The organism is Streptomyces sp. NPDC030165 (genome assembly GCF_055573595.1).
Window position 1 is genome coordinate 44,943 of sequence record NZ_JBVIBD010000015.1, and the last position, 12,709, is coordinate 57,651.

Annotated in this window: 13 protein-coding genes and 1 riboswitch; of the genes, 3 read left to right on the forward strand and 10 right to left on the reverse strand. The window is 71.7% G+C overall.

Annotation, left to right across the window (positions count from 1 at the left end; genetic code table 11):
- Window positions 1–78 precede the first annotated feature (78 nt).
- Both ACZ4Z1_RS26350 and ACZ4Z1_RS26355 read right to left on the reverse strand, forming a co-directional pair.
- Window positions 79–1,110 carry a FecCD family ABC transporter permease gene (locus ACZ4Z1_RS26350; protein ID WP_468489256.1) on the reverse strand — a complete coding sequence of 344 codons (1,032 nt, stop codon included), beginning with the start codon at window positions 1,108–1,110 and terminating at the stop codon, window positions 79–81.
- Between the two features lie 180 nt (window positions 1,111–1,290).
- Window positions 1,291–1,420: riboswitch (cobalamin riboswitch) on the reverse strand.
- Between the two features lie 6 nt (window positions 1,421–1,426).
- The gene (locus ACZ4Z1_RS26355; RefSeq protein WP_468489091.1) at window positions 1,427–1,990 is read right to left on the reverse strand and encodes a heme-binding beta-barrel domain-containing protein; all 564 of its coding nucleotides are present in this window, start codon (window positions 1,988–1,990) and stop codon (window positions 1,427–1,429) included.
- Window positions 1,991–2,519: 529 nt separating this feature from the next.
- Between ACZ4Z1_RS26355 and ACZ4Z1_RS26360 the strand changes: the two genes are divergently transcribed.
- On the forward strand, window positions 2,520–2,885 hold the full coding sequence (locus ACZ4Z1_RS26360; protein ID WP_468489092.1) for a DsrE family protein: 366 nt from the start codon (window positions 2,520–2,522) through the stop codon (window positions 2,883–2,885).
- A gap of 40 nt (window positions 2,886–2,925) precedes the next feature.
- Here ACZ4Z1_RS26360 and ACZ4Z1_RS26365 read toward each other — a convergent pair whose 3' ends face one another.
- The 7 genes from ACZ4Z1_RS26365 to ACZ4Z1_RS26395 all read right to left on the reverse strand — a co-directional run bounded on the left by ACZ4Z1_RS26365 (window position 2,926) and on the right by ACZ4Z1_RS26395 (window position 7,763).
- Complete coding sequence (locus ACZ4Z1_RS26365) at window positions 2,926–3,225, reverse strand: DUF3099 domain-containing protein (RefSeq protein WP_468489093.1); 300 nt, start codon at window positions 3,223–3,225, stop codon at window positions 2,926–2,928.
- A gap of 122 nt (window positions 3,226–3,347) precedes the next feature.
- Window positions 3,348–3,635 carry a DUF1416 domain-containing protein gene (locus ACZ4Z1_RS26370; protein WP_385228406.1) on the reverse strand — a complete coding sequence of 96 codons (288 nt, stop codon included), beginning with the start codon at window positions 3,633–3,635 and terminating at the stop codon, window positions 3,348–3,350.
- Between the two features lie 67 nt (window positions 3,636–3,702).
- The gene (locus ACZ4Z1_RS26375) at window positions 3,703–4,548 is read right to left on the reverse strand and encodes a sulfurtransferase (RefSeq protein ID WP_468489094.1); all 846 of its coding nucleotides are present in this window, start codon (window positions 4,546–4,548) and stop codon (window positions 3,703–3,705) included.
- 135 nt (window positions 4,549–4,683) lie between these two features.
- On the reverse strand, window positions 4,684–4,791 hold the full coding sequence (locus tag ACZ4Z1_RS26380) for a putative leader peptide (protein ID WP_468489095.1): 108 nt from the start codon (window positions 4,789–4,791) through the stop codon (window positions 4,684–4,686).
- 273 nt (window positions 4,792–5,064) lie between these two features.
- Window positions 5,065–5,775, reverse strand: a complete 711-nt coding sequence (locus ACZ4Z1_RS26385; protein WP_468489096.1) for an LmeA family phospholipid-binding protein — start codon at window positions 5,773–5,775, stop codon at window positions 5,065–5,067.
- A gap of 144 nt (window positions 5,776–5,919) precedes the next feature.
- Entirely contained in the window at window positions 5,920–7,491 is a 1,572-nt protein-coding gene (locus ACZ4Z1_RS26390) for a hypothetical protein (protein ID WP_468489097.1), read from the reverse strand.
- A gap of 8 nt (window positions 7,492–7,499) precedes the next feature.
- Window positions 7,500–7,763, reverse strand: a complete 264-nt coding sequence (locus tag ACZ4Z1_RS26395) for a MoaD/ThiS family protein (RefSeq protein ID WP_208853437.1) — start codon at window positions 7,761–7,763, stop codon at window positions 7,500–7,502.
- A gap of 186 nt (window positions 7,764–7,949) precedes the next feature.
- Between ACZ4Z1_RS26395 and ACZ4Z1_RS26400 the strand changes: the two genes are divergently transcribed.
- Together ACZ4Z1_RS26400 and ACZ4Z1_RS26405 are read left to right on the forward strand one after the other, a co-directional pair.
- Window positions 7,950–9,683 (forward strand): ABC transporter ATP-binding protein, encoded by a 1,734-nt coding sequence (locus ACZ4Z1_RS26400; protein ID WP_468489098.1) that lies wholly within the window; start codon window positions 7,950–7,952, stop codon window positions 9,681–9,683.
- On the forward strand, window positions 9,680–11,644 hold the full coding sequence (locus tag ACZ4Z1_RS26405; RefSeq protein WP_468489099.1) for an ABC transporter ATP-binding protein: 1,965 nt from the start codon (window positions 9,680–9,682) through the stop codon (window positions 11,642–11,644). The genes ACZ4Z1_RS26400 and ACZ4Z1_RS26405 overlap by 4 nt, the downstream gene beginning before the upstream one ends.
- A gap of 138 nt (window positions 11,645–11,782) precedes the next feature.
- Here ACZ4Z1_RS26405 and ACZ4Z1_RS26410 read toward each other — a convergent pair whose 3' ends face one another.
- Window positions 11,783–12,643, reverse strand: a complete 861-nt coding sequence (locus ACZ4Z1_RS26410; protein WP_468489100.1) for an alpha/beta hydrolase family protein — start codon at window positions 12,641–12,643, stop codon at window positions 11,783–11,785.
- Window positions 12,644–12,709: the final 66 nt, after the last annotated feature.

Here is a 12,709-nt window from a genome sequence, read left to right on the forward strand (position 1 = left end):
AGATGCCGCCTCCGTACGTGCCGCCGTGGTTCCGCGTCAGGCCCCGCCTGCGTACGTACCTACCGCCGTGTCCCCGCATCAGGCCCCGCCTCCGAACGTGTAGCCGCGGCGCCGCATCAGCAGGACGAAGGCCGGCACGCCGAGCACCGCGGTGATCACTCCGACCGGCAGCTCGACGGGCGCCAGCAGCACCCGGGACAGGATGTCCACCCACACCATCAGCACCGCGCCCAGCAGCGGGGCCACCACCAGCACCCGGCGGTGCCCGGCACCCACCAGCATCCGGGTCACGTGCGGCACCATCAGCCCGACGAAGCCGATCGCGCCGCTGACCGCGACCACCGCGCCGGTGACGGCCGCCGTGACCGCGAACAGCTCCCGGCGCAGCCGCCCGGGGTCCACGCCGAGCGCGGCGGCCGACTCGTCCCCCATCGCGAGCGCGTTGAGGCGGCCCGCGGAGAGCATCAGGTACACCAGCGCCCCGGCCACCGCCGCCGCGGCGACGGGCAGTGAGCCCCAGCCCGCGCCGCTGAGGCTGCCGAGCAGCCACATCATGGCGGAGCGCGCCGCCTCGCCCCGGTCGGCGGCGAAGACCATCAGGGTGGAGAGGGCGGAGAAGCCGTAGTACATCGCGGAGCCGGTCAGGACCAGGCGCAGCGGGGTCAGGCCGTGCGCGCTGCGGGCCGCCGCGTACACCAGCGCCATGGCCAGCAGCGCCGAGCAGAACGCCGCGGCGGACAGCGCCCAGACGCCCAGCGCGGCCAGCGCCCCGAAGAGCAGGACGGCGTTGGCGCCGACCGCGGCGCCGGAGGAGATGCCGAGCACGAACGGATCGGCGAGGGCGTTGCGTACCAGTGCCTGGACGGCCACACCGATGGCGGACAGCCCGGCGCCGACGACGGCGGCCAGGAGCGCGCGCGGGAAGCGCAGCTCCCACACGATGGTGTACGCGGAGACCTCGTCGGAGGCGATCGTGCCGCCGCTCAGCCCGGAGCCGAGGTAGCGCAGCACGTCGCCCCAGCCGACGCCGGAGGCGCCGAGGCCTACGCCGCACACCAGTGAGGCGAGCAGCACGAGGGCCAGCCCGGCGGCCAGCGGCACGGTGGGCACCGGCGAGCCGGTACGGGGCCGGGCGCAGGCATGGCTCTCGGAGGCGGCGGGGCCGGCGGTACGGGCTGGGGCGGCCAAGGGACGTACGCCTTCGGCTCGGGCCGCGTCCGTACGGTCAGGGGTGACGGCGCGTGGCGCGAGGCCGGCGGCGGTGTCCCCTCGCAGTCCACGGCGAGTTGTCAGGAACGGGCGCTCCCGCGGGTGATCGGGCTGGCGGAACGGACGTTCCGCACACCGTTGCGGGTCAGCGCCGGACTCTCACCGGACTTCCCCCGCGGGGCGCTCTGCGACTGTGTGCTGCCTGTTCGAAGGCGGTCTACTTGAAGAAGGCGATGCCGTCGTCCGGCAGGTCCTTGATGTCCTTGGCCCACTCGCTCGGGTCGACGACCTTCTTCAGGTGCGCCGACATGTACGGGCGCAGCGGCACCTCGGGGGTGGCCTTCTCGCCGACCCACATCAGGTCGCTGTTGACATAACCGTACAGGCGCTTGCCGCCGGTGTACGGGCCGGAGGCGGCGGTACGCGCCACGGCGTCGGTGGCCAGGTCGATCTGCGGCTTCTGGTCGGCCAGCTCGCCGTACCAGACCTCCGCGACGCCGCCGTCGCGGATCATCACGATCTCGACCTTGCGGTCCTTGTCGATGCGCCAGTAGCCGGACTCGGTCTCCAGCGGCGCGACCTTCTTGCCCTCGCCGTCGAGCACCCAGCTGTGCGAGGTGTATTCGAGGAAGTCACGGCCGTCGTGCGTGAAGGTGACCTCCTGGCCGAAGTTGCACTTCTCGGCACCGGGGAAGTCGGCGACGCCGGCGCCCTCCCAGTTGCCCAGCAGGAAAGCGAGGGGCACGAGGGCCGGGTTCAGGTCGGACGGGATCTCGATCATCAGCTCAGGCGATCTGTATCGGGGAAAGGATCTGGGGTCTCGGTCAGCGCTGGCCCTGGTACAGCTTCTTCCAGGTCAGCCCGGCGAAGGCGACGACGCCGACGGCGACCAGGACGAGCAGGGTGGTGAAGACTGCCTCAAGCACGAGCGCGCTCCTCGGACGGAGTGAGGTGTTACGGACCGGAAGCGAGTCTAGTCGGCGCGGCCGGTGGCGGCGCTGTGAGGTCGGTCCCGCCGGGTGGACCCGGGCCCGGGTGCCGTCCGGCACGGTCCAGCCGTGGGAGGTGAGGTGGCGCGGCGCGGGGCGTGGTCGGCCAGGTGCCGACGACGCCGAGCGCGGCGCCCAGGGCGATCATCAGCGGGCGGGTGCGGCCCGCGCGGCGTACGAGCCGGGTGCGTGACGCCGCGCGAGGTGGCCGGCCAGGACGGTCCGGTCGCACGCGGCCCCCGAGGTGATCGTGTGCCGGTCGGACGACTGGCCAACTGCCGGGCCGGAAGGTCGCGTTGGCGGGAGCCTTAAAGTGGCCGTATGGCGAAGAAGCTGGTGATCAAGGTGACGGCGGGGGCGGACGCCCCCGAGCGGTGCTCGCAGGCGTTCACGGTGGCGGCGGTGGCCGTGGCCAGTGGGGTGCATGTCTCCCTGTGGCTGACCGGGGAGTCGGCGTGGTTCGCGCTGCCGGGGCGCGCGGCGGAGTTCGAGCTGCCGCACGCGGCGCCGCTGCCGGACCTGATCGACTCGATCACGGCGGGCGGCGGCACCATCACCGTGTGCACGCAGTGCGCGGCCCGCCGGGACATCGGGGAGAAGGACCTCATCGAGGGCGTCCGGATCGCCGGTGCGCAAGTCTTCGTGAGTGAGGTCATGCCGGACGGGGTGCAGGCGCTGGTCTACTGACGGTACGGGCGCGGGCGGCACCGCGGGCGGCGGGTGCGGCTCAGCGGCGCCCGGAGCCGGAGCCGTGCCCGGGACCGTGGTCGTCGAGCTCGCGCCACCACCGGTCCGACTCGGGGTCGCCCGACTCGTCCCACCAGCGCTCACCCGGCTCCCGCCGGTTGCCGACGACCGCCGCGAACGGCGGGATGACCATGGCGACCACGCACATCGCCACGGCCGCCGGTATGGACCACAGCCGTACCACGCCCCACGCCAGGACGAACAGGGCGATGCACACACCCATCAGGACGAAGTACCGGCGGTGCCGGCGCTGCGCGGGCGGACGCTGATGCGCGGACATGGTTCCACCGTAGATCCGGCCGGGGTGGCTGGGAAGCGCGGCGGGCCGCACCCCCAGCCATGGCGTCCAAACCCCTGGGGTGCGGCCCGTCGGCCGTACGGGTGTACGTATCGGTGCCGCCGTCAGACGGCGATGGCGACCTCCGCGAGACCACCGTGCTGCGCGACGACGGTCCGGTCCGCGGTCGCGCCCGGGACCAGGGCGCGCAGCGTCCAGGTGCCCTCGGCCGCGTAGAAGCGGAACTGCCCGGTCGCCGAGGTGGGGACCTCGGCGGTGAACTCGCCGGTGCTGTCCAGCAGGCGCACGTAACCGGTGACGGGCTGGCCGTCGCGGGTCACGCTGCCCTGGATCGTGGTCTCGCCCGGCTTGATCGTCGAAGCGTCCGGGCCGCCGGCCTGTGCTCCACACATATGGGTACTTCCTTGGTGGGTTGAGGGGTACGGGGGGCGGTACTGCGGCGGTGCCGCGGCGGTGCGCTTACTTCGCGGCGCCGAGCTCGATCGGCACGCCGACCAGCGAGCCGTACTCGGTCCAGGAGCCGTCGTAGTTCTTGACGTTGGACTGGCCGAGCAGCTCGTGCAGCACGAACCAGGTGAGCGCCGAGCGCTCGCCGATGCGGCAGTAGGCGATGGTGTCCTTCGCCAGGTCCACGTTCTCGGCCTCGTAGAGGGCCTTGAGCTCGTCGTCCGACTTGAAGGTGCCGTCGTCGTTGGCGTTCTTCGACCACGGGATGTTGCGGGCGCTCGGCACGTGGCCGGGGCGCTGCGACTGTTCCTGCGGCAGGTGCGCCGGGGCGAGCAGCTTGCCGCTGAACTCGTCGGGGGAGCGCACGTCGACCAGGTTCAGGTTGCCGATGGCGGCGACGACGTCGTCACGGAAGGCGCGGATGGAGGTGTCCTGGGCCTTCGCCTTGTAGTCGGTCTTCGGGCGGTTCGGCACCTGCGAGCCGTCGACCAGGTCGCGCGAGTCCAGCTCCCACTTCTTGCGGCCGCCGTCGAGCAGCTTGACGCTGTCGTGGCCGTAGAGCTTGAAGTACCAGTACGCGTACGAGGCGAACCAGTTGTTGTTGCCGCCGTAGAGGACGACGGTGTCGTCGTTGGCGATGCCCTTCGCGGAGAGCAGCTTCTCGAAGCCCGCCTGGTCGACGAAGTCGCGGCGCACCGGGTCCTGGAGGTCCTTCTGCCAGTCGATGCGGACGGCGTTCTTGATGTGGTTCTTGTCGTAGGCCGAGGTGTCCTCGTCGACCTCGACGATGACCACCTTCGGGTCGTCGATGTGGGCCTCGACCCAGTCGGCGTCCACCAGGACGTCGCTACGGCTCATGTTGTTCTCCTCCGGGGCAGTTACGGAACACGCGTACGCCGGCGCGCGCTGCGGGCGGGGGACGCGGCGCTGCGTGGGGAAGTGGCAGGGACGGCCTCAGGGGGCCGGGCGGAGGGCGGGGGCAGAGGCCGCCCGTCAGGCAGAGCGACAGAGCATGGCGGCGACGCGGCACAGGTCGACTGCCCGCCGCTTCGTGAGATTCGCCTGTCCCCGCGGGCGGGAACCGCTCAGAGAGCTCTGCATGCGACCGATCGTAGGGAGGGGCGACCGGACGTGTCACCGGTGTGTCGGATGCTGAGACGCGTTGGTCCGTATCGCGGTACGAGGAGGGGGTGCGGGCGGCGCGGGAGCCGTACCGCCGCGGTCCGCACGCCGGTGGGGGTCTGGCGTGCGGGACGGGGTGTCTCAGTGCATGGACAGGTGGGGGTTCGCGGCGATTTGTGCCGTTGCCGGTGGCCGGGGGTGGGGGTGGGGGTGGGGGTGGGGGCGCCCCGGCCGGGCGGCGTCACCGGTGAATCAGCCGGGCAGCTTGACGTCCGTGCCGCTGGCCGAGATCGAGATGCCCTCCCGCGTCGAGACGACCTTGTCCAGCTTCAGGCCGCCGGGCAGCCGGTTCAGCTTCCACTCGTGGTCGGTCTGCGCGCGGATCTGGTTCCGGCAGGCGGACAGCTGGGAACACAGGGCCGGGAGCGTGTCGGCGCGCAGCCGCACGGTGTCGCCGTTCACTATGCTCACCGTGCCGGTGACCTCCAGCGAGTTCAGCATCGGCAGGTTCGGCAGGTTCGGGGAGATCTTCACCTGGCTCTTGCCGTTCTTCTCACCGCCGTAGCTCACCTTGACGTTCTTGCCCGAGGCGGTGGTCAGGTCCGCGTACGAGATACGGGCCTCGCCGGTGGCGCTCGCCGCGCTCTCGATCGAGGTGTAGTCGCTGGTCAGCTTCACGTCGTGGAACTGTGCCGACAGCTGCTGGATCCGCAGCGTGTGCCCCTCGGCGGTGGCGTTCAGGCCGTCGATCGTGGCGTCGACCTCGTCCAGGCTGCGGCTCGCCACCTGCGTCAGGAACGGGAAGCCGGTGATCGACACCTCCGGCGTACGGTCCAGACCCTGACTGCTGCGGATCTTGTCGGCGGCCTTGCCCTCGGCGATGTTCACGGCCACGCGGTCGGCGGCCACGAACAGGCCGCCGAGTATCACGACGATCACCAGCAGCACTCGTAGTGCGCGCATCGAACCATTACCCCCAGGCGTGGGGCCGAAATCGGCCCGGTTTTTCCGGGTCAGACCCCCGGTCTGTTGCGATTGAGCCTAACCGGACCGTGGGGGCCGGTGCTTTTCTGTGGCCTGGTGTGGGTTCGGCACGTCCTGGGGCGGTCAGACCAGCGCCCGCCCCAGCACATAGATCGCCGGCGCTGCCAGGGCCAGCGGCAGGGCGACGCCTGCTGTCATGTGGACGAAGCGGGACGGGTAGTCGTAGCTGGCCACGCGGAGGCCGATCAGGGCGCAGCCGCCGGCGGCCAGGCCCAGCAGGGCGCCGGCCGCGCCCAGGCCGGTGAGCTGGCCGGCCGCGATGCCCGCGCCCGCGCCGCCGAGCAGGGCGACGACGAGGGAGGCGGGCTGCGGCAGCGGCAGCGCGCGGGCCAGGGTGGTCACGGCGACCGCGATACAGCCCACCGTCACCGCGGTCGCCGCGGCGGCGAGCTGGCCGGCGGCCAGGACCGCGAGGGCGGTGGAGGTGAGGCCGGCGGTCAGCGCGTACATGCGTTCGTCCGCGCTGCTGCGGTTGCGGAGCTGGAGGACCAGGACGAACAGGCACCAGACGCCGAGGGTGCCGATGGCGACGACGGGCGCCTGGTCGCGTTCGGTGGCCAGCAGGGCGATGTCGGTGGTCACGCCCGCGAGGAAGGCGAGGGCGATGCCCTGCCGGGCGGGCCACATGCCGTTGAGGCGGAACCAGCCCGCCGCCGTGACGGCCTGGAGGAGCACCACCGGCACCATCAGGGCCGCCCTGGGCAGTGGCGCGGCGAGGGCGAGGAGCAGGGCCAGTGCGGCGGTGAGCGCGGCGGGCCGCAGACCGGGCGGAATGATCGGCGAGCGGCCTTCGGCGCGGGCGCGCTGGTTGGGTGCGAGCCGCGACAGGTCGGGCGCGGGTTCGGCGGCGGGCCGCTCGGCATCCGGGGCGGGCCGGTGCTGGCCCTGCGCCCGGTGGCCGGGCGCCCGGTGCTGGGCCTGCGGCTGAGGCCGGTCCGGTGACTGCGGGTCGCGGGGGGCGGCCGATGCCGGGGGCTGCTTCGGCAGGTACGCGGTTTCGGCGGCGGACGGGTCCGGTGCGGACGGGCCCGGGGCCGACGGGTCGGGGCCGCCGCCCATGACGGGCAGCTGGACGCTGGTGTCCCAGGTGGGTGCCGTCCAGATCTGGGTCTGCGGGTCGTCGTGGCCGCCGCCGCCCGTGGCGTAGGCGTCCTGTCCGTACGAGGCGGCTCCGGACGGGCTCTGGCCGTAGGAGGGACCGCCGCCGGGTCCGGTGGCGTACTGGCCGGACTGACCGGTTTGGTCCTGCTGGCCGTACTGACCGGTCTGCTGCTGCTGGCCGGCCGCCGCGGGCCAGGAGGCCTGCTGCGGACGTCCGTACGCGTCGTAGGTCTGCTGTGGCTGTTGCTGCGGGGGCTGCTGCTGTCCGTAGGCCGGGGTTCCGTATGCCTGGCGGCCGTACGACTGCTGGGGCTGCTGCCCGTAGCCCTGCTGCGGTGCCTGGCCGTACGTGCCGTCGTGAGCGCCGTACGACTGGGCCGCCGGTGCACCGTACGCGCCGCCGGTCCCGTAGGAGCCGTGCGCGTCGTACGGCGCCTGCGGGTCGGGCGCGGGCTGCTGCGGCTGCTGCCGCTGGTCCTGCGGCTGGTACGGGTCGTAGGACCCGTAGGGGTGCTGCGGCTGGTTCTCGCTCATGGTCTCGCTCATCCTCCCGCGAACGGCGGCAGGACCTCGACGGTGCCGCCCTCGGCCAGCCGGACGGCCGCGTGGTCGCGGCTGCCGACCGGGTCGCCGTCCACCAGGAACGAGCAGCGCAGCAGGACGCGGGCGAACTCCGGGTTCGCGGCGTGCCGCTCGCGTGCCGCGGCCAGTGCCTCGGCGAGTGTCGCCGCCGCGTACGGCTCCTCGGCGGTGCCGGCGGCGGCCTTCGCCGCGGCCCAGTAGCGCACGGTGCCAGTTGTTGTCACGGCGGCCTCTTCATCGTCGTTCGTCGTGCGTCGTCAGGGGCCTCCATGATGGCGTACGCCGCGACGGGCCCCGTTCCGGGCAAGTCCGGCGGCTGCCCGGACAAGTTCTGGCAAAACCTCCTCCTTCGTTCGAGTGGCGCGGGGAAATTCGATTGCCGCGGGCAGGGGCTCGCATAGGCTCGAAAGGTGTTGGTCCGATTGGCGCGGGCGCATCTGCGGCCCCATATGCGCCCGATATCCCTGATCGTGCTGCTCCAGCTCGTGCAGACGCTGGCGACCCTCTATCTGCCCACCCTGAACGCCGACATCATCGACAACGGTGTCGTCAAGGGGGACATGGGCTACATCCTGAGCCTCGGCGGCATCATGATCGTCGTGACGCTGCTGCAGATCGCCTGCGCGATCGGCGCCGTGTACTTCGGCGCCCGTACGGCCATGGCACTGGGCCGTGACATCCGGGCGGCGGTCTTCGACCGGGTGCAGTCCTTCTCCGCCCGCGAGGTGGGCAGGTTCGGCGCGCCGTCCCTGATCACCCGAACCACCAACGACGTGCAGCAGGTCCAGATGCTGGTCCTGATGACGTTCACGATGATGGTGGCGGCGCCCATCATGTGCGTCGGCGGCGTGGTGATGGCGCTCAACCAGGACGTGCCGCTGTCCGCGCTGATCCTGGTCATCGTGCCGGTCCTGGCGATCCTCGTATCGCTGATCATCCGGCGGATGCGCCCGCTGTTCCGCGGGGTGCAGGAGCGCATCGACACCGTCAACCGGGTGCTGCGCGAGCAGATCACCGGCATACGGGTCATCCGCGCCTTCGTCCGTGACGGGTACGAGCGCGAGCGCTTCGCGGGCGCCAACCACGACCTGTACGACGTGTCGCTGCGTGCCGGCCGGCTGATGTCGCTGATGTTCCCGCTGGTCATGCTGGTCGTGAACGTGTCGAGTGTGGCCGTCGTGTGGTTCGGCGGGCACCGTATCGACAGCGGCGGGATGCAGATCGGCGCGCTGACCGCCTTCCTCAGCTACCTGATGTACATCCTCATGTCGATCATGATGGCGACGTTCATGGTGATGATGCTGCCGCGCGCCGAGGTCTGCGCCGAGCGCATCCAGGAGGTGCTGGCCACCGACACCAGCGTCATCCTGCCGAAGGCGCCGGTCACCGAGCTGCGCCGGCACGGCGAACTGGAGCTGCGGGGCGTCGAATTCCGTTTCCCGGGCGCCGAGGAGCCGGTCCTGAAGGACATCTCGCTGACCGCGCGCCCCGGCGAGACCACCGCCGTCATCGGCTCGACCGGCAGCGGCAAGTCCACCCTGCTCGGCCTGGTGCCGCGGCTGTTCGACGCGACGGGCGGCGCGGTCCTGGTGGACGGCGTGGACGTGCGTACTCTCGCCCCCGAGACGCTGGCCACCGCCATCGGCCTGGTACCCCAGAAGCCGTACCTCTTCTCCGGGACCGTCGCCACCAACCTGCGCTACGGCAATCCGGAGGCGACCGACGAGGAGCTGTGGCACGCGCTGGAGACCGCGCAGGCCCGCGACTTCGTCGAACGGATGGAGGGTGGCCTGGACGCGCCGATAGCGCAGGGCGGCGGCAACGTCTCCGGCGGGCAGCGGCAGCGTCTGGCCATCGCGCGGGCGCTGGTCCGCAAGCCCGAGATCTACCTCTTCGACGACTCCTTCTCGGCCCTGGACTACGCCACGGACGCCGCGCTGCGGGCCGCGCTGGCCCGCGAGACCGACCGGGCCACCGTCGTGATCGTCGCCCAGCGCGTCTCCACCATCCGCGGCGCCGACCGCATCGTCGTCCTGGACGAGGGCCGGGTCGTCGGCACCGGCACGCACACCGAACTGATGGCGGACAACGAGACCTACCGGGAGATCGTGCTCTCCCAGCTGACCGAGCAGGAGGCCGCGTGAGCAGCCAACAGGCCCCGCAGCGGCGCGGGCCTGCGCCGGCCGCCGGGCCCGCGCGCATGATGGGTGGCCAGCCCACCGAGAAGGTCATGGACTTCAAGGGGTCCGGGCTGCGGCTGCTGCGGCAGATGAAGCCCGAGCAGGCGGTCATGTGGGTGGCGCTGGCGCTGGGCCTGCTCAGCGTCGCGCTGTCCGTCATCGCCCCCAAGATCCTCGGCCACGCCACCGACCTGATCATGGCGGGCATCGTCGGCCGGCAGCTGCCCGGCGGCATCAGCAAGGGCGAGGCCGTCGCGCACCTGCGCGCGCAGGGCGAGAACGGGCTGGCCGACATGCTCGGCACGATGCCGGTCGTGCCCGGCCAGGGCATCGACTTCGACGCCGTCGGCGTGGTCCTGCTGTGGGTCTTCCTGATCTACGTCGGTGCGTCCGTCTTCGGGTTCGTCCAGGCCCGGATCGCCACCCGCGTCGTGCAGCGGACCGTCTTGCGGATGCGCGAGCAGGTGGAGGAGAAGCTGGCGCGGCTGCCGCTGCGCTACTTCGACAAGCAGCCGCGCGGCGAGGTCCTCTCCCGCGCCACCAACGACATCGACAACATCGCGCAGACGCTCCAGCAGACCCTGAGCCAGATCGTCGCCTCGCTGCTGACCATCGTCGGCGTGCTGGCGATGATGTTCTGGATCTCGCCGCTGCTGGCCCTGGTCGCGCTGATCACGGTGCCGGTCTCGGTCGTCGTCGCCACCAAGGTCGGCAAGCGGGCGCAGCCGCAGTTCGTGCAGCAGTGGAAGACCACCGGCAAGCTGAACGCGCACATCGAGGAGATGTACACCGGCCACTCCCTGGTCAAGGTCTTCGGCCGCCACAAGGAGTCCGCCGAGCTGTTCCGCAAGCAGAACGACGCGCTGTACGAGGCGGGCTTCAAGGCCCAGTTCATCTCGGGGATCATCCAGCCCGCGATGATGTTCATCGGGAACCTGAACTACGTCCTGGTGGCGGTGGTCGGCGGCCTGCGCGTCGCGTCCGGCGCGCTGTCCATCGGTGACGTGCAGGCGTTCATCCAGTACTCCCGGCAGTTCAGCCAGCCGCTCACCCAGGTCGCCTCGATGGCCAACCTGGTGCAGTCCGGTGTCGCCTCGGCGGAGCGGGTCTTCGAGCTGCTGGACGCCGGCGAGCAGGAGCCGGACGACGCCCGGCCGCAGCGCCCCGAGCACGTCAGCGGGCACGTCGTCTTCGAGGACGTCTCCTTCCGTTACGAGGACGACAAGCCGCTCATCGACGATCTGTCGCTGGCCGTCCACCCGGGCCAGACGGTGGCGATCGTCGGCCCGACCGGTGCGGGCAAGACCACGCTGGTCAACCTGCTGATGCGGTTCTACGAGGTACGCGGTGGCCGGATCACCCTGGACGGCGTGGACATCAAGGCGATGAGCCGCGAGGAGCTGCGCGCCAACATCGGCATGGTCCTCCAGGACACCTGGCTCTTCGGCGGCACCATCGCCGAGAACATCGCGTACGGCGCTCCCGAGGGCACCTCGATGGACAAGATCATCGAGGCGGCGAAGGCCACCCACGTGGACCGCTTCGTGCGCACCCTGCCCGACGGGTACGACACCGTCATCGACGAGGAGGGCGCCAACGTCTCGGTGGGCGAGAAGCAGCTGATCACCATCGCCCGGGCGTTCCTCGCCGAACCGGCGATCCTGGTCCTGGACGAGGCCACCAGCTCGGTCGACACCCGTACCGAGGTGCTCATCCAGCACGCCATGGCGCAGCTGCGCACCGGCCGCACCAGCTTCGTGATCGCGCACCGGCTCTCCACCATCCGGGACGCGGACCTGATCCTGGTCATGGAGTCCGGCGCCATCGTCGAGCAGGGCACGCACGACGCGCTGCTGGCGGCGGACGGCGCCTACGCGAAGCTGTACGCGGCGCAGTTCGCGGAGCCGCTGGCGGAGGCGGAGTGAGACGCGGGTGCTGAGCGGGGGCCGGCGAGCACCGGCCCGTACGCACCGGGCGGCGGCCCGTACCTCCCGGTGCGGGCCGCCGCCCTTTGGCGTCGGCGCCTTTCCGTATCGCCTTTTCGTATCGGCGCCGCCCCGTCGTCAGCTTCCGTCCAGCTCCGCCACCCGTTCGGCCGTCCACGCCGCGATCCGTTCGAGCAGCGCGCCGGGCGCCGCGTTCTCCGCGTGACCGAAGCCGCGCTCCAGCCACAGGTCGCTGGTCGCCGGGTCGGCGGCAGCGGCGAGCATCCGCGGATGGTCCAGCGGGAAGTACGGGTCCCGGTCGCCGTGTACGACGAGCAGCGGGGTGGGAGCGATGCGCGGGACGGCCGCGACGGGGGAGAGCGGTACGGGGTCCCAGTCCTCCGGGTGGATACGGGTGCCCAGCCCCAGGCGCGACACCAGGCGCCCCGTGGGCCGGGTCACCACCCAGTGCAGCCTGCGCATCGAAGCCGTACCCCGGTAGAACCACCGCGCGGGAGCACTCACCGACACCACCATGTCGGTACGCGCATCCGTGCGCCCCTCGTGCGCCCCTCCGTACAGCGCGGCGTGCCGCAGGACCACCGAGCCGCCCATGGAGAACCCCACGGTCGCGACCCGGCGGTGGCCCAGGGCGCGCGCCCAGCCGACCGCGGCGGCCAGGTCCAGCACCTCCCGGTCGCCGACCGTGGAGCGCCCGCCGGACCGCCCGTGCCCGCGGAAGGAGAACGTGATCACGGCCGCATGCTGGGCGAAGACCCCGGCCGCACGGCGCAGCGCGGGCCGTTCCAGCGCTCCGGTGAAGCCGTGCGCGAGGACCACCGCGAGACCGTCCGCAGGGGCGTCCGAGGGGGCGCGCGGAGGCGTGTACGCGGCGTCGATCCGGACCCCGTCCTCCGTCAACAGCGACGTGCGCCGGCCACTCGAAGTGATCGACGGAACACAAGATCGCGCAAAATCGGCCTCGGGTCCGGAAGTCATGTGGGCTATTCTGCTGGGCAAGAAGGATCCGGGCAGCGTTGCCCCCGGGTCCTTTTGTGCTTTCAC

Coding starts and splice junctions, on each gene's coding strand:
- ACZ4Z1_RS26390 (WP_468489097.1), bottom strand. CDS start 7,491: ATGAGCGAGAACCAGCCGCAGCACCCCTACGGGTCCTACGACCCGTAC.
- ACZ4Z1_RS26360 (WP_468489092.1), top strand. CDS start 2,520: ATGGCGAAGAAGCTGGTGATCAAGGTGACGGCGGGGGCGGACGCCCCC.
- ACZ4Z1_RS26410 (WP_468489100.1), bottom strand. CDS start 12,643: ATGACTTCCGGACCCGAGGCCGATTTTGCGCGATCTTGTGTTCCGTCG.
- ACZ4Z1_RS26370 (WP_385228406.1), bottom strand. CDS start 3,635: ATGTGTGGAGCACAGGCCGGCGGCCCGGACGCTTCGACGATCAAGCCG.
- ACZ4Z1_RS26355 (WP_468489091.1), bottom strand. CDS start 1,990: ATGATCGAGATCCCGTCCGACCTGAACCCGGCCCTCGTGCCCCTCGCT.
- ACZ4Z1_RS26385 (WP_468489096.1), bottom strand. CDS start 5,775: ATGCGCGCACTACGAGTGCTGCTGGTGATCGTCGTGATACTCGGCGGC.
- ACZ4Z1_RS26365 (WP_468489093.1), bottom strand. CDS start 3,225: ATGTCCGCGCATCAGCGTCCGCCCGCGCAGCGCCGGCACCGCCGGTAC.
- ACZ4Z1_RS26380 (WP_468489095.1), bottom strand. CDS start 4,791: ATGCAGAGCTCTCTGAGCGGTTCCCGCCCGCGGGGACAGGCGAATCTC.
- ACZ4Z1_RS26375 (WP_468489094.1), bottom strand. CDS start 4,548: ATGAGCCGTAGCGACGTCCTGGTGGACGCCGACTGGGTCGAGGCCCAC.